The sequence below is a fragment of the Micromonospora sp. M61 genome, from assembly GCF_018070245.1.
Taxonomy (GTDB): Bacteria; Actinomycetota; Actinomycetes; order Mycobacteriales; family Micromonosporaceae; genus Micromonospora; species Micromonospora zamorensis.
Window position 1 is genome coordinate 200,135 of sequence record NZ_JAGPYA010000001.1, and the last position, 19,396, is coordinate 219,530.

Below are 19,396 nucleotides of genomic sequence, written 5' to 3' on the forward strand. Positions count from 1 at the left end.
CTTGGTAGACAGTTGACATTGGAAAGAGGTGGAACGGCTCGGCTGAACGGGTGAGACCTGGGGGTCCCGTCAACGGAACTCCTGCCGGTAATCTCCCCGATACGCCTTTGTGTGGGAGGTGCAGAGATGCCCGCTGGGCCAGATGGTCCGATTACTGTCGAAGCGATATGGGGATCACCGCCAGGGCCGGCCCAGACCCGTGCCGGCAGCAATTGCGCCGCATCCCGCCTTGTCGCTCGAAACGTTGCCGCTGTCGCTCGAAACATTGCCGCTAAGGCGAACCGTCATCAGGCTGGCAGCCGCCATCGATCTGTTGATCCAAGGCGTGACGATCGAACCGTAGGGTGGAGGTCTGACCGCCCGCTCGGCGCGATTCGAATGCGTTCTGTTTGCGCCGCCGCCGAGCCCGTGGTCAATGCTAATGCCCAAGACGCCATCGAGGGTGCGCAGCGCGCTGCGGCCGGTGACGAATCGATTCGAGCGAGTGCCTTCCTCCGAGGCGCCGGGAACTGTCTCCCGCCTCCGCCACTGAGGTTGCATCCGTGGATATTCGGCGAGGCGTCGCGCCGTTCCGTCATGACCCCATCGTGAACACGATCGAAAATCAAGGCCATTGTGAAGGCCAGTGGTAAGTCAGCCCTGACCGAGCCCCGGAAGTGTGACGAGAGGATCAGGCGTGAGCGCGAACGATGTAGTACTGCTTGAGTCAACGTTAGAGCGAGAACGCTCGAAGACGGCCTCAAAATTGCCTGTAACCGATTTCCACACCTTCTTCGTGGCGAGGCAGTACCTTAAGGCGTATAGCCCAAACCATGATGACTTGTTGTCGGGGTTGGTGGATGGCGAAAAGGACTGTGGTATCGACGGCATCTACATCTTCGTGGATTCTCTTTGCATTCGCGACGACGAACCTGTCACTCGGCTCGGGCGCCGTGCGAATCTAGACCTCATCATCCTTCAGGTCAAGAATAGTTCGGGATTCACCGAGAATGCTATAGATAAGTTGATTGTAAATCTTCCCAAACTGCTGGATTTCGGGCGAGATGAAGAGACCCTCGCCAAGTTCGTCAATCCTAAACTTATCGAGGCGACTCGGCGGTTCTTGGAAACGTATAAGAACCTCGACTTGCCCCAGCTTAGAATATTCGTTGCATTCGGCTCTTTGAAGGCGACTCATCTCCATCCGCAAACTCAAGTGAAGGCCAGCGAGCTCGAGTCCGTTCTTCTCGGAACATTCGGAGGCTGCGAGCCTTCTGTCCAGTTCCTAGGTGCCGGGGAAATATGCTCGCTTGTTAGGGAGAACCCGCCGACAATTCGTCGCTTGAATCTTGCCGAAAATCCTATATCCACGGATACTGCTGGTGGCTACGTAGGTGTTGTACGGCTCGACGACTATGAAGCCTTCATTACCGGGTCCGCCGGGGATCTGGATGCTGGCCTTTTTGAGGCTAACGTCCGAGACTATGAGGGTGAGACTGCCGTGAACAGAAGCATCCAGCAGACGCTTGAGCAGGCCGAGAGTGACATCGACTTCTGGTGGCTGAACAATGGAGTCACGATTGTCGCTTCGCGAGTCCAGCCAGCAAACAAGATGCTTGAATTGGAATCACCGCAGATTGTGAACGGCCTCCAAACTTCAACCGAAATCTATAAGAGAAAGAAAAGGTCCGCGAACGATAGGGATGCCAGGAGCGTGCTGGTCAAAGTCATCGAGGCACCTGACGACGCGATAAGAGACAGGATTATTCGCGCAACGAACAGTCAGACAGCATTCGGTCCAAGTGTCCTTCGCGCGACGGATCTTGTGCAGAGGCGGATCGAAGAGTACCTTCTTGGCAAGAACCTATTCTACGAACGCCGCCGGCGGTACTACTTTAATAAACAATATCCGGTCGACCGTATCGTTTCCATCGATTCGATGGGTCAATCTGTTTTGAGCGTTACTGTGCAAACTCCGCACGTGGCACGAAAGAACGCGGGCCGAGTATTCGATGATGACGTTTATAAACTCGTTTTTCATCCCGAGCATCCGCTCGCTGCCTACCACGCATGCACTCAGCTTCTTCAGGCTTCAAGAGACTTCCTGTCGGCGTATAGGAAGAAGATCTCTGTAGAGGATTTCCAGTACCAGCTCGCTATGCTGCTGGGGATCGCTCTGGCACGTAGGCAGGAACCGACAATGCGAGATCTCGCAAAGATTGAAGATGCGGAAGTGAGGACCTCTCTTGCCAAAGAGTTGTTCTCGATCATCCAGGAAGAATACGATCATAGTAGTCGGATGACTGGAATATACTTGCTCGACCAGTTGGCCAAGGATCCTGATGTCACCAAGAGGATCCTCGAACGTGGTCGGGGGTACCTGCGATCTTCGTCGCGTAGCGATGGGGTTTAGTGTAGTCGCGCTAGAGCGCGAATTCCGAGTGGATCGATGATGTCTCGGGCCCCGCCAGGGCGGGGCCCGAGAGCAATTGCAGCGATGTCTGATCTAGCCGATTCGAGAAGTGCCGCATGAGTCAAGAGCGGCTAAGTCGGTGGAAGGCTGTCCAGTGCCTACGGTGATCACCTGTACGCACGGATTTAAGGCGGTTTGCAAACTCTTTGGCGACACCGCCCGACGACGACTTCAGTAGCGGCACGGCGGCGGCAATCATCTTCAACTCGCGAGCCTCGCGAAGAAGTGGCCAGGTCGGATCCTTGATGATGTCGAAGCCATAAGAATCGGCCAACTTGCGATGCGACCCTGTGGCCCCGAACCGGGCCTCGCCTACCGCCACCGCTGTCAGGTCAACCTGCTGTGGACCGACACATGTGGCGTCGAAGTCGCAAATCACCGATCGTCCCGTCCGCTTTCTCAGTAGGTTGCCGACGTGAGCATCTCCGTGGATGAGCTTGGGCTTGATCTGAAGTTTGAGCGCAACGAGCTGCGGCTCTAGGCGATCGCACCATTCCAAGAGGAAGTCACGATCACTCACATTGAGGCCTTCGGCGTCGGCCAGGCGTCGTCGTGCGTCGCCGACCGGGTCCCAGGCCGGGAGTGCAAAGGGAGGCACGTCGAGGGCGTGGAACTCACGCAGCACCAAGCCGAGCTCTTCCGTCGTGGGAGCAGGTGGCTGTGGTGGGATGTACGTCCAGACCGAGGCAACCAGGTCCCCGACTTTAAAGGGCGTCTCGATACCGGGTGCTAGCCGAATCGTGGGTGCGCCGACCTCGGCGAACCAGCGCCCAAGCTGAACGATCTTGGTCACCCGGTCCGTGAGCTGATGAGTCCGAGCGATCCGGATGACGATTCCAGGTCGGGGCAGAGCGTAGACGGCGTTATTGGTCATCTGCAGCACGTGAGCGCCTTCGGGTGAAACGTCCAGCACAGCGGCGATGTCCCGCATGGCTGCCGCCATCCTCTTCTCGGAGAACCGCCCGCTCATGCGGCCGTCGCAGCCTGAACAGTTAGAGCGCGCTCGAACGCTCCAACCTCCGGAAGCTGCCGATGCCGAGCGAGATCACGGCGCAAATTGACAACCCGATCGACCACCCGCTTGGAGCTCATCGTCTGTGCCTGTTCCAGCACCCGTGCGCCGACGGCGAGCGCCTGCTCGGGTTCGTCAGCGAGGAACAGCGCGCTGCAGAGCCCGACCTCGTTGAGCACCGTGCTTCGCACGTTTGCCGCGCCGAACGCGGCGATGGCATCCCTGCCCCAACGCACCGCCTCCGACGCGTGCTTGCTGTCGTACCGGGCCATGTCCCGGTACACGCGACCGTACTGGGCGAGCAGCTCGCCGCGGTCGTAGAAGCCCATCCAGGCCGGTTCGCGCTCCTTGTTGATGCGCTCGAACTGATCGCTCGCCTTGCCGAGGATCCGCACGGCGCTCTGATGGTCCCCAAGGGCCGCGATTGAGGCTGCCTCAGCGCCCCAGAGCAGCGCCTTGGCCGCCGGCGTTGCGTGCGAACCGAGCTGTGCATGAGTGAGTTGCAGTGTCGCGAGCGCATCCCGGTTGTGCCGGAGATGTTGAAGCTGCTTGGCCTGTGCATAGCGAATCATCGCGACCAGCGGCACGTTCCCAGCGGCGAGCGCGGCGCGCTCCCCGGCGACGAAGTGTCTCTGGGCGTCGTCATGCCTACCCGCGTCTAGCGCAGTCCAGCCGGCTAGTTGCCGAGCTGTCGCCACCGCCTCAACGAGTGGCGGATTGAGCCCAGTCGGGTGCGACCAATCGAGCATCCTGTACACCGACTCCGCGAACCGGGCCACCTCCCGGTACAGCAGACCACCGCCAGACTCCCGGTCCACCGACCGGTACAGCTCCAACACCGCGTTCAGGCGAGCGATATCCGCCGTGCCGATTCGCCGACGCTGGACAAGCTCGGTGCCGCCGAGCAGACCCGCACCCGCAGCGACAGCGGCAATACCGGCCAACAGAGCCCGCCGACCCTCGTCCGGCCCAGCACCCTGTGGAGCGGTGGAGGCTCTGAGGCTGTCGGTCGACCGCTGAGGCTGCCCGGGGAGGGCGAACCAGAGGCACGAAGCGGGTATCCCGAGAAGCTGCGCCCAGTGCGCCAGCCGGTCCAGATGCACCAGCGGTGGCCCGTTCTCCACCCGACTCAACTGCGCCTGCGTGATCCCCAGCCACCCCGCCACCACGGTCTGCGGCAAGGCGACCCGCCCGTGGTACGGATGGCAGCGATACGCCCGGATCACCCGCCCGAGATGCCGCTCCGCCAGGGCCCGCCGCACCGGCTCGTGCTCCCAGAAGGTCGCCGGCACCACCGGCGGCGCGCTCAACCGGTCCCGCTCGGCGGCGTGGCACGGCGTGCGCCGTCCGCTGTCGTTGTCCCGGGCCAGCCGTCCGCCGCACCGAGGGCAGTTCGCGTGGGTCACCGGCGGCTCCGTCCGTCTCGCCTCATCGAGCGTATCCATTGAACACGCTGCGTGGAGCGCTGGTATACGCACGACGCATATCTCAAGGGCCGCCGAACAAGGGAGCAGATGCTCAGGCCGGACGAAGCAACCGCAGCGCCTCGATGACCATGGCCCAACGATCCTTCTCGTCCGTAGGGTTCAGCACCTTCCCCTTGGCGACGACCACACCGGCAGCGCGCAGCACCGCCAGGTGGCCGGCATACGCCGGATGGGCGTCCAACTCCGCCTTGACGTGCGGGAAGGCAAGGATCGGCAGTCCCGCGCCCAGCGACTCGTTGAGGACGCCGAGCGCCAGCGTGTCGTTGATGCCCAGCGCCCACTTCGTCACCGTGTTGAACGTGAGCGGGGCGGCCACCACCACATCGGCCGGCGGGTGCGGCTCGGGGTCGCCGGGCATGCGCCACTCCACGCGTACGAGATAGCCGGTCTTGTCTTGCAACGCCTCCCGGTCGAGCCACGGAGCGGCGGTAGGACTGACGATCATGCACACCCGCCACCCGTCGGCGATCAGCACATCGACCAGCTCGTCGATGTATTCCGCCGGACCCGCGGCGCAGACGACCAGATACAGCACCGGGTGTTCCATCATGCCCGCAGTCTGCCCGACCAGGGTGGCGCCTGGTTGACCGCATACGGGCCGCGCATGCCGTCGACGATCACTGTGACATGCCGTATTGCCTGGTCAAGCGCGAGAGTCGACCCATGGCCCGGGGCGGGTGCTGGTTTCGGAGTTGCGCCGGCCCTCAACGGCGCAGCTGCGTCCCGCCCGCCCCGGTGCCTCTTGATCCGTCAACGTCTCGGAGCCGGCATGCCCACCCTGATCGACGACGACCACCCGGCTCGCGTGGGCCTGGCCGCCGCCTGGGCGTCGGTCGACGTGCGGGCCGCCGGCGACTTCTGGTGCACAGTCGAAGACCGCCGACCCGGCCTGCTCCCACACCGCGACGCGCCGCTGTTCTTCACCGCGCTGGGCCGCCTCATGGTCGGCGGGGACGACCCGGCGAGCCGGGCGGCGCTGCTCCTGGTGCTCGGCCGCGCGTACCGTCATTTCGACCTGCTCCCGCACTCCACCACCATCGGCGACGCGTTGCTCGCCACCGTGGCCCGCCACGCCCGACCACTGTGGACGCCGCAGCTCGCCCTGGCCGCGGAGCGCGCCCTGTGCCGCGCCACGCACACCGTGCGCCGCGCCGCCGCACAGGCCGGCGACGGCCCGGCCTGGTGGCACGTCCAGGTGATCGGCCACGATCGGCCGTCGCCCGACATCGCCATCCTGACGGTACGTCCCTGGCGGCGACTGCCCTTCCAACCAGGTCAGGCCGTGCCGGTGTGCACGCCGCGCCTGCCGGGGCATTGGCGCTGGCTCTCGCCGGCAAACGCCCTCCGTGCCGACGGCACCGTCGAGCTGCACGTCCGCGCCGTACCCGCCGGCACCGTCTCCCACCGCCTGGTCCATGAGGTACGCCCCGGCGAGCTGCTCTGGCTCGGCCCACCCGGCGACACCGGTCTGCGCCTCGACCCGGCGAGCACGACCGATCTGCTGCTCGTCGCCGGTGGCACCGGCCTGGCGCCGCTGCGCTCCCTGGTCGAGCAGGTCGCCGCCGCACCGGACGGCCGGCGGGTGACGCTGGTCGTCGGCGCGCGCACGTTCACCGACCTGTACGACTCGGTCAGCCTCGACAAGCTGCAGTGCGCCCACGACTGGCTGACCATCGTGCCGGCCTTCTCCGACGACCCCTGCGCCGAGCCGGCCGAGCGGGGTGACGCGCTGACCATCGCCCTCGGTCACCACCGGCCCGGCCAGGAGATCTACCTCTGCGGCCCACCCGCGATGCTGGGCAATGCGCGGCCACGACTGCTCGCCCTCGGTGTCCTCGCGGCAAGCATTCACCTGCCCGCGAGCTTCACCCGCTGATGGCTGGCTGCTGCTCTGGAGTTGTTGTCCGGCCTTCTCATCCAGTGACCATCATGGGAGTCTTGCTGTCTGTGAGTGCGTGACTCGACACGGGGAGTGAGCCGCATGGGTGATGCTGACGGTCCATCCCAGTGGTCGATTGAGAAGTTCGGGCTGGATCTGGCAACCGCTCTGCGTACTGCTGTGCCGGCGGCGTTGGGCCGCGCGGTCGAGCTGGCCCAGGATGCGCGCGAAGCATCGGAGTTGGACACCGATCATGCCTTCGGCCCGGTCCGGTGGAAGCAGCAGTACGAGGTGCTGCACGAGTATCTGCACGACTTTCCCGATGTGGTGGACGTCCATCCGCCGGGCGCCCAGGTGCGGGTCACCATCTGCCGAGGTCATCTGCTGCTGCCCTGGCGGTATGCGACCCGGAGCGACCTGGACATGCGCGACGCCCGCCCCGGGCGTGACCTCAACCGGCTGATCCGAGACCTGCTGATTCTCTTCGGGCCTGAGCCGAGCCATGAGGAGGTCACTCTGCCGCTGATGCCGCTCACGCCAGAGGAGGCCCGCGACCGCTCAGCTCTTCGGGATGCCGTGGAGCAGTTGACCGACGAGCCGAAGGTGCTGCTCGTCGGGTTTGCCTGCAACTCCGACGAAGGTCTACTCCGGGTCTCCTGGGGTGAGGCGGCTCTGGTTGGCGGCACCGAACTCAAGTGGGGCCACGTCGAAGACCTGCCAGTCGATCGCACAAGATGATGGTCGACCGTCGAGACGGATGGCTCGACGGTCTGGACTCCTGGTTCGTGCCCTGAAGCGGTTGATGCCTGTGAGTCATTTTGATGACTCACAGGCATCACGCTCGTCAGGACATCGCCGGCCGGACACCGCTCATGCCGGTCGCCGGACGCGGTCAGGAGGAGAGGTCGCCGAACTCGCGTACCCCGTCGACGTCCAGCGTGATCTTGTCGTTCTCGGTCCACTGGCTGGTGGGGGCGAGCCAGCTCGGGTCGTCGCGTTCTTCGATGTCACTCCAACTGTGCCGGTGGTGCCGTAGCTGGATCGGCCCGGTCGACGCGCCAGGTTCGAGCATCCCGCCGGTGAAGGTCAGCTCCACCCAGCCGGGGGCCGCGGTGCCCGGGATCGGATAGCCAGGCCCGGGTGTCGTCAACGGGGACGGCCCGCCCGGCGGGATGAAGAACTGCACGGTTTGCCGGATCCGGTCGCAGCCCAGCGCGGCCCAGTCGCAGTTCGGCACCAGCGACGTGTTGCCGCCCTCGAAGCGCAGGTGGTAGCGCACCCGCACCGCGCTCAGATCGAGCGGCCCGCTGCCGGTGTTGGTGACCTTGAGGAGGTGCTGGATCTGGTTGTTCGTCGGGGACCAGTCGAGATTGAGGTAGCTGACCGTCGCGCGGCCGCTGGCGGTGCGCACGGTGATGCCGGGCGAGCTGTCGGAATAGCCGCCGAGCGCACGGGCGCCAATCGCGATCCAGTACGTCGTGCCGGGCGCGAGGTCGGTCAGCGTGATCGTGGTGTCGAGCGTGGTGCCGAGCCAGCGGTACGTGTTGGGGCCCAGCAGTGCCTGCACCTCGTAGTTGATCGGCTGCTCCGCCGCCGGATCGCCGATCCAGGTCGAGGGCGCCCAACTGAGGGTGAGCTGGTGCGGCTCGTTGGCTACCACCACCGGGCTGCCGGGGGTGCTGATGGCCGGGCCGTCCGCGCTCGCGGCGTTGACGGCGAGCAGGCTCGCCAGCGCGGCGAGGGCGACGACGGCGGTGACGCGGCGAGCGGACATGCTGCGAACGCTAGGGCGACTTCCTCGAAAAGGATAGGAAAGTGTCAATATGTGGGCTAGAATTCGCCACCGCGTAGTCGATCACCCGGTGTTGCCGCCCCGCGAACACGAGGCGGCAACACCCTTGGCTGGTCAGCTCACGAGCCACCCTGCCGTTGAATTCGCCCGTCGCCGGAAACCTTGGCTCGACCCAGGTCGCGCTCGGTGCCAGCGGAGCCGGTCGCGGTGCGGCGGTGACGTTGGTCAGGCGAGTGCTCCACGGGCGAACCCTGGCGGCCCCGAGCGCCGCTGCCCGGATGCCGCCGACCTCGCGCCGACTCGCCACCGCTGTCGTGTTTGTTCTGCTTGTGGCTACCCATGCACTGCGCGTACCCGGTCGTCGGGCGGCTAGTCCGTCCGGCCTCACGGATTCCAGTAGACGAGGACTCTGGCCTGGTCGAAGCGTCGTTCCTTCAGGTCGGCACGTTGGATCACCCAGTGGATGCTCGCGCCGCCTTGTCTCCCGCCATGGAACTCGGCAAGCACAACCCAGTCACCATGGTCGGCTGGCCCGTCAACCCCTCGCACCGACCCGTCCTGGCCGGGCCGGCCGGAGGGGTTGGCGCCCAACCACGCGGGGTTGAAACCGTTGCAGTCAGTGCCGTAGCCACCCAACAGCAGCGGCGTAGTCCAGCCTCCGTAAGAGAACGGGCCGTCCGGCACGTCGTCCAGGACCTTCTTCCACACCTCGGTCAGCTCTTCGAACGGGGGATCTCCCGGCAGCGGCGGAGACCACGGGGGCCCCGGGATCGTCTTGACGTAGGGCAGCGAGATGTCGACAGTGAGGTGCAGATCGCCCTGCCCGATCTCCGTGTAGACCTCGGCGAACTCCTCGTCGTCCGGAGGGAAGTCAGCCGGATACCGCTCTCGCTCCTCGACCGCCACGCCTGCCGGCACGTACCTGACCTCGCCCCAGCCGCTTTCCTCGGGCCAGCCGAACAGCAGCAGTTGGCCGTCGGACGGTAGTGGAAGGTCGGTCACGTCTGCCGGAAGAGCAGCGCAGTCGATGGTGGCGATCAAGGGATACTCGGGGTCCTCGGCGTCGGCCGGAAGCATCAAGGGTCCACGGATGGCGCCCACGACGGGCCCGTCACCCCCCTGTGTCATGAAGGCGGACGGGCGGGCGAGCTCCAGCCAGCGCTCCACGTCGGCAGCGGGGATGCCGCGGCGGAGCGCCTCGGCGCGGACCTGATCGATGATTTTCACGTTTCGGGGAAGCACGGGAGCACCGTAGATCAACCGTGCGACGTTCCTCGATCCCGCAGCGATGCGGTGTCGCTGTTGGCGGCCCAGTAGGCAGGCACCATGCAGTCGATACCGCGATTTGCCGTCGGCGGGCGGTATGCGGGAGCGCCCGACCATAGCGTCCGAACCACGGAGTTCCGCGAGCGCGCGATCTGGGGAGGCGACCATGCAGGCGGCCGAGGGTGTGGTGTTACCGGGGGAGCGGGCTCCGGTCAGAGTCAACATGGACAGGTGGCGGGCGGGGCTACCACCGGACGCGTGGCCCGACCCCCTGCCGACGAGCGGGGAGATTTGGCGGCGCGACGTCTTCGCGGTCGCCGAGGCATACCGGGCCGGCTCCGCGAGCCCACGGCAACTGCTGACCGCCGTGCTGGTCTGGGCTTACGGACCCATCGGGTACGGCCCGTGGCGCGCCACGAGGTCACTCGACGCCGACCCGGAGGGCAAACGCCTGGCGTACGCGCTGGAAGCTGTGTCCACGCCAGCGCCGGACGAGGGCGCGCTGTGCACGGCGTACCGCCGCTTCGGCGACCCCGACCACGCTCGCCTGCCCTGGTTGGGGCCGGGCCTGTTCACGAAGGTCCTCTACTTCGTCGGCTACCGGCGCGGGGTGGGCGGTGTGCAGCCCCTGATCCTCGACCGGGTCGTGGCCGGCCTGCTCCCCGCCGAGGCGGGTGTCGGTCGGCGCAACGGCTGGTCGTCCGAGGAGTGGCTGGCATACCTGCGGTGGGCGGCCGAGCAGGCCCGGGCGAGGGCGGTCGAGGCGGACGAGGTGGAGATGGCGTTGCTGGCGGCGGGTGATGGGCTATCGCGCCGTGCGGAGGCGGGCGTCGAGCGCGTCGAGGTCGGGGAGAAACCAGATGTGTCCACCCTGGTTCGACTCGTGCACCAGGGCGCGCAACGCGGAACTCTCCGCGAGCTGCGCTGAGATGTCGCCGACGACGGCCAGCCGCAGCCGGTAGTTGACGAACTTCTGCATCACGTCGCCGGCGAAGCGGGTGCCCAGCGAGAAGAAGCGTGCGTCGAGTCGGTTGGCCGGCACGGCGACCACCTGGGCGCCGAGGAACGCCGCCCCGATCAGGTCCAGCGCGTCCTGCTCGGTGGTCAGTGGCGGGCCGTCGGGGTCACAGACCAGCACCGGCACCCCGGCGCGTTCCTGGATCTCGTCAGGCATCGTGGACCTCCCGGTCGAGCAAGCCGTTGTCGGCGTTGAGCACGGCGTCGAGCAGGTGCAGCAACTCGGCGGTGGAGGCCGGGTCACCCAGCACGATGATCTTCATGCGGTTGCGTTGCTCGTCGTACACCGTCTGCACCCGCAGCGGGTTGGCCTGGTCGTGGCCGGTGTTGGCGCTGGTGAGCACGAGCGTGCCGAGCCGGTCGGCGGCGGCTCTGTCGACGCCGTCGATCTGGACGATGCTCGACACCTCCGCCTGCCGGGCGACGCTGGGCGCGACCGGGGCCTGACCGGTGAGCGCATCGAGATCACTGGCGGCGATCCGGTACTGCTTGCCGATCCGCACCGCGCGCAACCGGCCCGAGCGGATATAGCTGCGCACCGTCCGCACGTGCAGCCCAAGCCGGTCGGCGACCTGCTCAACAGAGTACATGTCTTCCGTCATCCTTCCCCATCCTACTCGGATAGGGAAGGTTAGGGACAGGTGGGTGCGCCTTCAAGATCAAGAAAGAGGGTCGGCCGGCTAACTCGCTCGCGCTGTCGGACTGTTCCAGTACCGTCTGGAAACCATGGACGCGCGGCGCGGCGACGCCATCATCGGGCGGGATCACCCCGCAGGTCTGCTGCGCGCCGAATTTGACCGCGCCGCCACCAGCCACGGCGGTCTGGTCCTGGTCACCGGTGAGCCGGGCATCGGCAAGACGACCCTCGTCACGTCGGCCGCCCGGGAGGCCCGGCAACGCGGCGCGCTGGTGCTCGGCGCCGCCTGCTGGGATTCCGACAGCGCACCCGGCTACTGGCCGTGGGTGCAGGTGCTGCGCGGCCTGCGGCGCTCCGCCGACGACTGGGCGGTGGCACGGCCGGACGCTGAGCCGGCCCTCGCGGCACTGCTCGGCGAGGCCGACCCCAGCAAGCAGCAGGCCGACCGGCTCACCAGCTGGGCCGGCGTCGACACGGACAGCGCCGACCAGGAAGAGTTCGCGCTGTACGACGCGGTGACCGCCGCGCTGGTCGCGGTCTCCCAGCAGCGGCCGGTCGTGGTCGTCCTCGACGACCTGCACTGGGCCGACCCGGCCTCACTGCGGTTGCTGAGCTTCGCCGCCCAGCACACCTGGTTCGAGCGGTTGCTGCTGGTCGGCACCTACCGCGACGCGGAGGTCGAGTCGGGCGAGCACCCGCTGCGCCCCCTGCTGATGCCGCTGGTCGCGAAGGCCACCACGATCACCCTCACCGGCCTCGCCCGCGACGAGGTGGCCGCGCTGATGGCACGCACCGCCGGGCGGGAACCCGACGCCGACCTCGTCGACGAGGTGCACCGGCGCACCGGTGGCAACCCGTTCTTCATCGAGCAGACCGCCAGGCTGTGGCACGCCGACGACGCGGCCGGCACGATCGCACCCGGCGTACGGGAAGCGGTGCGCCGCCGCCTGGCCCAGTTGCCGCCGGCCGTGGTCGAGGCGCTCACCGTCGCGGCCGTGCTGGGGCGCGAGTTCCACCGCCAGGTCCTGGCGGCCTGCGGCGCCGCCCCGGTGGCGCAGGCCGACCGGCTGCTCGACCGTGCGGTGACCGCCCGGCTGGTGGTCGCCCGGGGCGGCGGCCGGTTCGTCTTCGCCCATGACCTGGTCCGGGAGACCATCTACGACGGGCTGTCCCCCGACGAGCGGCAGGCGCGGCACGGCGCGGTCGTCCGGGCGGTCGACGACCTGCGGGAGCTCACCGATCAGCTGGTCCCGGCCGACCTCGCCCGCCACGCCTACCTCGCCGGCCCCGCACTCGACCGCGCGCGGGCGGCCACGCTGCTGGTCGCCGCCGGGCGGGACGCGTTCGTCCGGCTGGCCGCCGACGAGGCGGCGGTGCACTTCCGCCGGGCGCTGGAGGTCGTCGAGGACCGGGAGCAACGCGTACGGATCCTGATCGAGTTCGGCGAGGCGCAATATCACCACGCCGGCCGGGAGGAGTCCGCCGCACTGCTCGCCGAGGCCGGGGCGTTGGCTCGCACACTCGACGACCCGGTGCTGCTGGCCCGCGTCGCCCTCATCGTGAACCGGGCCCGCCAGGTGGAGGCCATTCAGCCGATCGACGCGGCGGAGTTGGTGCGCGACGCGTACCGGAAGCTGATCGGCGAACCGGACGCCGACGCGTCGGTCGGCGCGCTGGTCGCCGACCTGATCACCGCCACTGAGACGATCGCCCGGCGAGGGCAGGACGACGAGGCGTTGACGTTCAGCCTCTGGGCCCGCCACGACACCACCTGGGGGTTGGGCACCGCGGCGGCCCGCGCCGCGCTGACCGCCGAGATCCGGGACGTGGCCCGCCGCACGGGAGACCGGGAGACCGAGCTGTGGGCCACCTCGCTGCGCTGGGTGGCGCTACTGGAGTTGGGCGATCCGCACTTCAACGAGGAGCTCACCACCTTCGTCGGCGCGGACCGGCACGGCGACCTCAGCCGGCACCAGATTTCGGCGGCCATCGACAGCGGGATCATCGCGGCTTTCCGGGGTGACTTCGCCGAGGCCGACGAGCGGTTCGCCGTCCTCAGCGACTTCTCCGACCCGGGCCATGCCGAGTTCGGGTTCATGGGCCATCACCTGCGCTGGTCCCGGGCGCTGCTCCAGGGCCGGTTCGCCGAGGCCGACGCCCTGCTGGACGCGCTGGCCCCGATCGACTACCCGTATCAGGAGTTGCTGCGGGCGATCACCGCCGCGGAGCGGGGCGACGGCGAGACGGCGGTCCGGCTGACCGCCGGCATCGAGGCCGCCGCCATCCGCTACCCGCGCCCGGTGTCGCCGATTTGGCTACGGTTACGCGCGCAGGCCGCCGCCGCGTCCGCCGACCCGCAGCGCTGCGACGACGCACGGGCCGCACTCGCCCCGCACCGGGGAGAGTGGATGGTGGCGCTCTTCGGCTGCGACGTCAGCGGCCCGGTCGACCACTGGCTGGCAATGATCGACGCCGCCCAGCAACGCTGGGACGACGCCATCGCCGGCTTCACCGCCGCCCGTGAGTCCGCCGACCGGCTGGGTGCCCGTACCTGGTCGCTCATCGCGCGTGCCGGCCTCGTGAACGCCCTCGCCGGCCGGGGCCACCCGGGCGACGCCGCGACACTCGCCGCGCTGCGCGCCACCACCGTTCAACAGGCAACGGCTCTGGGCATGACGCAGGTGCTGCACCGGCTCGCCGAACCGGCCCCCACCGAAGCGGCCGAGCAGACCGCCACCGCACGCCAGGCCGTCGCGCCGGGCCAGGCCGTCGCACCGGCCGCAGCCGCCGGGCCAGGCCAGGGTGCCGCGCCGGGCCAGGGTGCCGCGCCGGGCCAGGCCGTCGGGGCGGCCAACGCCGGGCCAGGCCAGGCTTTCGCGCCCCGTCAGGCCACGGCGGTCGCGCCAGCCGGCGAGGGGTACGAGTTCCGGCGCGACGGGCCGGTCTGGCAACTCGCGTACGCCGGTGTCGTGGTGCACCTGCCCGACGCCAAAGGGCTGCACGACCTGCACCTGCTGCTCAGCCGGCCGGGCAGCGACGTCCCCGCCGTGGAGTTGCTCGACCCGGCTGCCGGGCCGGAGCTTGTCGCCGCCCGGCGGATGGGCGCCGACCCGGTCCTCGACGACGAGGCGAAGGCCCGCTACCGGCGGCACCTGGCACGCCTCGACGAGGAGATCGACCGGGCCGCCGCCCGCGACGACGACCGGAAGGTGGCCGCGTTGGACGCCGAGCGGGGTGCGTTGCTCGACGAGCTACGTGCCGCAGCGGGGCTGGCCGGTCGGAGCCGCCGCCTGGGCGACGAGGCCGAGCGGGCCCGTAAGACGGTGACCGCGCGAATCAGGGACTCACTGCGCAAGCTCGACGAGCGGCACCCGGCCCTCGCCGGCCACCTGCGCGAGGCCGTCTCGACCGGCAGCACCTGCCGTTACCTGCCGCCCGAGCCGCTGCGCTGGCGGCTCTGAACCCATGGCCGGCGCGTCGGTTGGTCAGCGCCGGCCATGGGTTCGGCTCAGTCCTTGAGGTCGGGGCTGGGGTCCAGGACCCGGGCGAGCCAGTCGGTCTGGGCGCGCCGTGCTGCGGCCGACACGCGGACCTCGGGGAACAGCGCCGAGAATCCGTGGAAGCCCCCGGCCCACAGGTGCAACTCGGCCTGGCCACCGGCGGCCCAGATCCGGGTCGCGTAGCTGACGTCCTCGTCGCGAAAGACCTCGGCGGTCCCGGCGTCGATGTACGTGGTCGGCAGACCGGACAGGTCGTCCGCCAGCGCGGGTGAGACGTACGCGGAGACGTTCTGGTCGGTGTGCCCGCCGAGGACGCTGCGCCACCCGAACTCGTTCATCTCCCGGGTCCACACGCCGTCCAGCCAGCTGTACTGACGGCTGGAGATGGTGTCGTTGCGGTGGTCGAGCATGGGGCACGACAGCAACTGCGCGGCGATGGTCGGGGTGTTGCGGTCGCGAGCCATCAGCGTGACTCCTGCCGCCAGGCCACCCCCGGCGCTGGCGCCGGCCACGACGATGCGAGCCGGGTCGATGCCGAGGTCCACGGCGTTCTCAGCGACCCAGAGCAGGCCCTGGTAGCAGTCGTCGACCAGCGTCGTACCGGTTGCCTCCGGCGCCAGCCGGTAGTCCACAGTGATCACGACGGCGCCGAACCGGTCGAGCCATTCCAGCGGGACATCTATGTTCGAGAAGCGGTCGCCCCACATCATCCCGCCGCCGTGGATCCAGTAGACGCAGGGTGCGCCGGCGGCGCGATCGGTGGGACTGAGGATGGACAGCGGGATCGGCGTTCCGTCACTGGCGGGAACGGTGACCTCGCGCCGCTCGACCGCACGGCCTTCCAGCTGGCTGTCGAGCGACGGTTGGGGGAAGTGGCGCAGCTGCTCGATCACCTCGGGGCCGAGGGGCGGCATCGACGGCAGTTCGGCCAGGGGTACGAGCAACTCGGGGTCGATGCTCGGTCGGGGGAGGTTCATCACGGATCCTTTCGCTGAAACGGTCAGGGGCGCGGTCGGTGCGGTCGCCGGTTCAGAAGGTCGCCTTGCCGCCGACCGGCACCGCGTCGGTGTACGCCGAGTCGCCGGCCAGCAGCGGCTGAAGCTTCGCGACGAGGGCCTGCGCCTGCTCGCCGGCGAAGAACGCGCTGTGCGCCTCGGCGCTGGTCCAGCCTTCGATGACGTGGACGACGTCGCGGTCGGACGCCGAGCGGGCCACGAGGAAGACCACGCAGTCGTCGTGCGGCAGGGACGGTGCGTCGAGCAACAGCTGGATCAGCTCGTCCGCCTTGCCCGGCTGAGCGGTCATGGTGGCCTGGAACCCGTGGTGGACAGACATCGTGGAGACTCCCAATCGTTGAGCTGTGCTGCGCTCTTCAGGAAACTGACACTCCTATGGAAGCGCACCCACCAGCAAAAACGTTAGAAGGATGCTCGCCGGTCCTTGCCTGATCCTCTCGTTGTGGCGAGGATCGGTCCTGTGCTTCAATCGGCCCGTGGATCTCGACGAGCTGCGGGCACTGCTGGCCCGGCACGCCCGAACGGACATGAGCACCGCCATCGAGGGGGTGCTGATCTCCAAGGTCGACCAGCAGACGGCACCGACCACGTCGATGTCGGGCACCGTGCTGGCACTCATCGCTCAAGGCGCCAAACAGATGGCGCTGGGCGACCGCGTGTACGAGTACCGCGCGGGCCAGTACCTCGTCGCGTCGGTCGACCTGCCGGTCACCGGCCGCTTCACGCAGGCAAGCGCCGACGCGCCGGCTCTGGGGTTCGGGCTGGTGCTACACCCGGCCATGGTCGCGGAGCTGCTGCTGCAGGCGGCGCCCGGCGACCTTCCGCCGCTGGCCGGTCCAACGCCGTCGGGGCTGCTGGTCAGCGACGCTCCCGACGAGCTGGGCGACGCGGTGATCCGACTGCTTCGCCTGCTGGACCGACCCCGGGACGTCACGGTGCTCGCGCCCCTGATCAAGCGGGAGATCCTGTGGCGGCTGCTCACCGGGGAGCAGGGTGCGGCCGTACGGCAGCTCGGTCTGGCCGACAGCAGCCTCAGTCACATCGCCCGGGCGGTCCGGTGGATCCGTGACCACTACGCGCAGCCGTTCCGGGTGGAGGATCTGGCACGGCTGACCGGAATGAGCGTGTCGGCGTTCTATCGCAACTTCCAGGCAGTGACCGCGATGAGTCCGATCCAGTTCCAGAAGCAGATCCGACTGCAGGAGGCGCGGCTCCTGCTCGCCACGCATCCCAACGACGTCACCGGGGTGGGCATCCGAGTCGGCTACGAGAGCGCGTCGCAGTTCAGCCGCGAATATCGTCGCCAGTTCGGCGCGCCTCCCAGCCAGGACGCCACCCGCCTGCGGGGCACCATCCGAGCCGAGGTGCCAGCGGTCGTCTGACCGTCAGCGTTCACCTGGGCGCCCAGACGACAGCCGACGAGCACCGCCACAGCCGTGGCGGCGCCCGTCGAACGGGTCGTGGCCGGGTCAGCGGCGGTTGTACCTGTGCATGGTCAGGGTGCCGAAGACGACCAGGAAGCCGGCGCTCCAGACCAGCAACCACATGGTGGCCGACGGGTCCGAATCGCCGCTCATCGCCCCACGGATAGCCGCGACCAGCTGCGTCACCGGGTTGACCTTCACGAACGCCTGGAGCCAGCCGGGCATCGTGCTCGGGTCGACGAAGACGTTGCTCAGGAACGTCAGCGGGAACAGCACCATCATGCTGACGCCCATCACCGACTTCTCGCTGCGCAGGATCAGCCCGAAGAACGTCCACACCCAGGAGAAGGCGAACGAGAAGACCACCAGCAGCCCGATCCCGACGGCCACGCCGACGACCCCGCCCGCGGGCCGGAAGCCGAGCGCCAGCCCCAGGCCCAGGATCACCAGGGCGGCGAGGATGTAGCGCAGCACGTCGCCGAAGATCATGCCGACCAGGGCGGACGGACGCCAGACGGGCAGCGTCCGGAACCGGTCGAAGATGCCCTTCTCGATGTCGGTGTTGAGGCCGACGCCGGTGTACATGGTGATCATCACGACGCTGGTCACCATGATGCCGGGCAGGAAGAACTGCAGATATTCGCGCGGGCTGCCGGCGAGGGCGCCACCGAACAGGTACGTGAACATCAGCACCATGATGATCGGGAACGCGGTGACGTCGAAGAGCTGCTCCGGCACGTGTTTGATCTTCAGCATGGCCCGCCAGCCGAAGGTGAGCGACGCGCCCAGCGCGCTGGGTCGGGGCGGTCGGGTGCCGGGCGCGAGCACTGTCGCCAGCGCGTCGGCGGACGGCACATAGACGGACGGCGCCCGGTCGGTCGTGGTGGTCGTGGTGTCGCTCATCGGGCTGCCTCCAGCTCGTTGTCGGGCTCGCCGGCCGGCACGACGGGGTGATCGGTCAGGGACAGGAAGACCTCGTCGAGGCTCGGCTGGCCAAGGGAGAAGTTGTCCACGACGATGCCGGCGCGGGCCAGCTCGCCGAGCGCGCGCGAGGCCTGGGCGCTGGCATCGAGGTCGGTGCCGGCCTCACCGACGCGGGCGGTCAACGCCACCGGGTCGGCGGCGAGCTGCACCGGCACGCCGAGCGCCTCCCGGAGCACCCTCTCCGCCTCCGGCCGCTGGCCGGGATCGCGCAGTCGCAGGTGGACAGTGCCGGAGCCGATCGACGACTTCAACTCACCCGGGGTGCCCTCCGCGATCACCCGGCCGTGGTCGACGACCGCGATCCGACCGGCGAGCTGGTCGGCCTCGTCGAGGTACTGGGTTGTCAGCAGCACCGTGGTGCCGTGCGACACCACCGCCCGGACGATCTCCCACACCTGGTTGCGGCTGCGGGGGTCGAGGCCGGTCGTCGGCTCGTCGAGGAAGAGCAGGTCGGGCGTGTTCAGGATGCTGGCGGCGATGTCGATGCGCCGCCGCATCCCACCCGAGTACTTCTTCACCTGGCGGTCGCTCGCCTCGGTCAGTCCGAACGCGGCGAGCAGGGCCGCCGCGCGCTCCCGGGCGGCCGGCTTGCGCAGACCGAGCAGGCGGGCGAGGAGCACCAGGTTCTCCGTACCGGTCAGGTCCTCGTCGACCGAGGCGTACTGGCCGGTGAGACTGACCCGGGACCGGACCTTGTCGGCCTCGGTGACCACGTCGTGGCCGAAGACCCGGGCCGAACCGCCGTCGGGGCGCAGCAACGTCGCGAGCACCCGGACCGCTGTGGTCTTGCCCGCCCCGTTGGGGCCGAGCAGACCGTAGACGGTGCCGGCGGGCACCTGAAGGTCGATCCCGGCCAACGCCCGGGTGTCCCCGAACGAGCGGGTGAGCCCCTCGGCCTCGATGGCCAGGCCGGTGGTGCGTCTACTCATG

The 19,396-nt window shown here is 68.3% G+C and carries 16 protein-coding genes and 1 pseudogene; 6 read left to right on the forward strand and 11 right to left on the reverse strand.

Annotated features, from left to right (window positions below):
• Nucleotides 1–676: 676 nt before the first annotated feature.
• Nucleotides 677–2,392, forward strand: a complete 1,716-nt coding sequence (locus KBX34_RS34165) for an AIPR family protein (protein WP_210922695.1) — start codon at nucleotides 677–679, stop codon at nucleotides 2,390–2,392.
• A 121-nt stretch (nucleotides 2,393–2,513) separates the two neighbouring features.
• Here the strand turns inward: KBX34_RS34165 and KBX34_RS00940 are convergent, their stop codons facing one another.
• The 3 genes from KBX34_RS00940 to KBX34_RS00950 all read right to left on the reverse strand — a co-directional run bounded on the left by KBX34_RS00940 (nucleotide 2,514) and on the right by KBX34_RS00950 (nucleotide 5,501).
• Nucleotides 2,514–3,422, reverse strand: a complete 909-nt coding sequence (locus KBX34_RS00940; RefSeq protein ID WP_247671282.1) for an aminoglycoside phosphotransferase family protein — start codon at nucleotides 3,420–3,422, stop codon at nucleotides 2,514–2,516.
• Nucleotides 3,419–4,870 carry a helix-turn-helix domain-containing protein gene (locus KBX34_RS00945; RefSeq protein WP_210922697.1) on the reverse strand — a complete coding sequence of 484 codons (1,452 nt, stop codon included), beginning with the start codon at nucleotides 4,868–4,870 and terminating at the stop codon, nucleotides 3,419–3,421. The genes KBX34_RS00940 and KBX34_RS00945 overlap by 4 nt, the downstream gene beginning before the upstream one ends.
• A 112-nt stretch (nucleotides 4,871–4,982) precedes the next feature.
• Nucleotides 4,983–5,501, reverse strand: coding sequence for a flavoprotein (locus tag KBX34_RS00950; RefSeq protein WP_210922698.1), 519 nt, complete (start codon nucleotides 5,499–5,501; stop codon nucleotides 4,983–4,985).
• A 219-nt stretch (nucleotides 5,502–5,720) separates the two neighbouring features.
• Between KBX34_RS00950 and KBX34_RS00955 the strand changes: the two genes are divergently transcribed.
• Together KBX34_RS00955 and KBX34_RS00960 are read left to right on the forward strand one after the other, a co-directional pair.
• Nucleotides 5,721–6,827 (forward strand): FAD-binding oxidoreductase, encoded by a 1,107-nt coding sequence (locus tag KBX34_RS00955; protein ID WP_247671283.1) that lies wholly within the window; start codon nucleotides 5,721–5,723, stop codon nucleotides 6,825–6,827.
• A gap of 96 nt (nucleotides 6,828–6,923) precedes the next feature.
• Nucleotides 6,924–7,568 carry a hypothetical protein gene (locus KBX34_RS00960; RefSeq protein WP_210922699.1) on the forward strand — a complete coding sequence of 215 codons (645 nt, stop codon included), beginning with the start codon at nucleotides 6,924–6,926 and terminating at the stop codon, nucleotides 7,566–7,568.
• A 154-nt stretch (nucleotides 7,569–7,722) separates the two neighbouring features.
• Here KBX34_RS00960 and KBX34_RS00965 read toward each other — a convergent pair whose 3' ends face one another.
• Together KBX34_RS00965 and KBX34_RS00970 are read right to left on the reverse strand one after the other, a co-directional pair.
• On the reverse strand, nucleotides 7,723–8,604 hold the full coding sequence (locus tag KBX34_RS00965; protein WP_210922700.1) for a cellulose binding domain-containing protein: 882 nt from the start codon (nucleotides 8,602–8,604) through the stop codon (nucleotides 7,723–7,725).
• A gap of 402 nt (nucleotides 8,605–9,006) precedes the next feature.
• The gene (locus KBX34_RS00970) at nucleotides 9,007–10,056 is read right to left on the reverse strand and encodes a hypothetical protein (RefSeq protein WP_210922701.1); all 1,050 of its coding nucleotides are present in this window, start codon (nucleotides 10,054–10,056) and stop codon (nucleotides 9,007–9,009) included.
• On the opposite strand from KBX34_RS00970, the pseudogene KBX34_RS34360 reads away from it, so the two are divergent.
• A pseudogene (locus KBX34_RS34360) lies at nucleotides 10,055–10,663 on the forward strand (hypothetical protein); the annotation flags it as partial. The gene KBX34_RS00970 and the pseudogene KBX34_RS34360 sit on opposite strands and share 2 nt — an antisense overlap.
• A 30-nt stretch (nucleotides 10,664–10,693) precedes the next feature.
• On the opposite strand, the gene KBX34_RS00975 reads toward KBX34_RS34360, so the two are convergent.
• Together KBX34_RS00975 and KBX34_RS00980 are read right to left on the reverse strand one after the other, a co-directional pair.
• Entirely contained in the window at nucleotides 10,694–11,062 is a 369-nt protein-coding gene (locus KBX34_RS00975) for a DUF4180 domain-containing protein (protein ID WP_210922709.1), read from the reverse strand.
• Nucleotides 11,055–11,507, reverse strand: coding sequence for a helix-turn-helix domain-containing protein (locus tag KBX34_RS00980; RefSeq protein ID WP_210922711.1), 453 nt, complete (start codon nucleotides 11,505–11,507; stop codon nucleotides 11,055–11,057). Before KBX34_RS00980 ends, KBX34_RS00975 begins: the two co-directional genes overlap by 8 nt.
• Nucleotides 11,508–11,631: 124 nt before the next feature.
• Here KBX34_RS00980 and KBX34_RS00985 point away from each other — a divergent pair, with 124 nt between their 5' ends.
• A complete protein-coding gene (locus KBX34_RS00985; protein WP_210922712.1) occupies nucleotides 11,632–15,003 on the forward strand; it encodes an AAA family ATPase in 3,372 nt (1,123 codons plus the stop codon).
• A 47-nt stretch (nucleotides 15,004–15,050) separates the two neighbouring features.
• Here KBX34_RS00985 and KBX34_RS00990 read toward each other — a convergent pair whose 3' ends face one another.
• Both KBX34_RS00990 and KBX34_RS00995 read right to left on the reverse strand, forming a co-directional pair.
• Complete coding sequence (locus KBX34_RS00990) at nucleotides 15,051–16,019, reverse strand: alpha/beta hydrolase (RefSeq protein WP_210922714.1); 969 nt, start codon at nucleotides 16,017–16,019, stop codon at nucleotides 15,051–15,053.
• Between the two features lie 52 nt (nucleotides 16,020–16,071).
• The gene (locus tag KBX34_RS00995; protein ID WP_210922716.1) at nucleotides 16,072–16,377 is read right to left on the reverse strand and encodes a putative quinol monooxygenase; all 306 of its coding nucleotides are present in this window, start codon (nucleotides 16,375–16,377) and stop codon (nucleotides 16,072–16,074) included.
• 157 nt (nucleotides 16,378–16,534) lie between these two features.
• Between KBX34_RS00995 and KBX34_RS01000 the strand changes: the two genes are divergently transcribed.
• Nucleotides 16,535–17,440, forward strand: coding sequence for an AraC family transcriptional regulator (locus KBX34_RS01000; RefSeq protein ID WP_307871292.1), 906 nt, complete (start codon nucleotides 16,535–16,537; stop codon nucleotides 17,438–17,440).
• Nucleotides 17,441–17,527: 87 nt separating this feature from the next.
• Here KBX34_RS01000 and KBX34_RS01005 read toward each other — a convergent pair whose 3' ends face one another.
• Nucleotides 17,528–18,385: an ABC transporter permease gene (locus KBX34_RS01005; RefSeq protein ID WP_210922720.1), complete on the reverse strand. Its 858-nt coding sequence runs from the start codon at nucleotides 18,383–18,385 to the stop codon at nucleotides 17,528–17,530.
• Complete coding sequence (locus KBX34_RS01010; protein WP_210922722.1) at nucleotides 18,382–19,395, reverse strand: ATP-binding cassette domain-containing protein; 1,014 nt, start codon at nucleotides 19,393–19,395, stop codon at nucleotides 18,382–18,384. The genes KBX34_RS01005 and KBX34_RS01010 overlap by 4 nt, the downstream gene beginning before the upstream one ends.
• Between the last annotated feature and the right edge of the window lies 1 nt (nucleotide 19,396).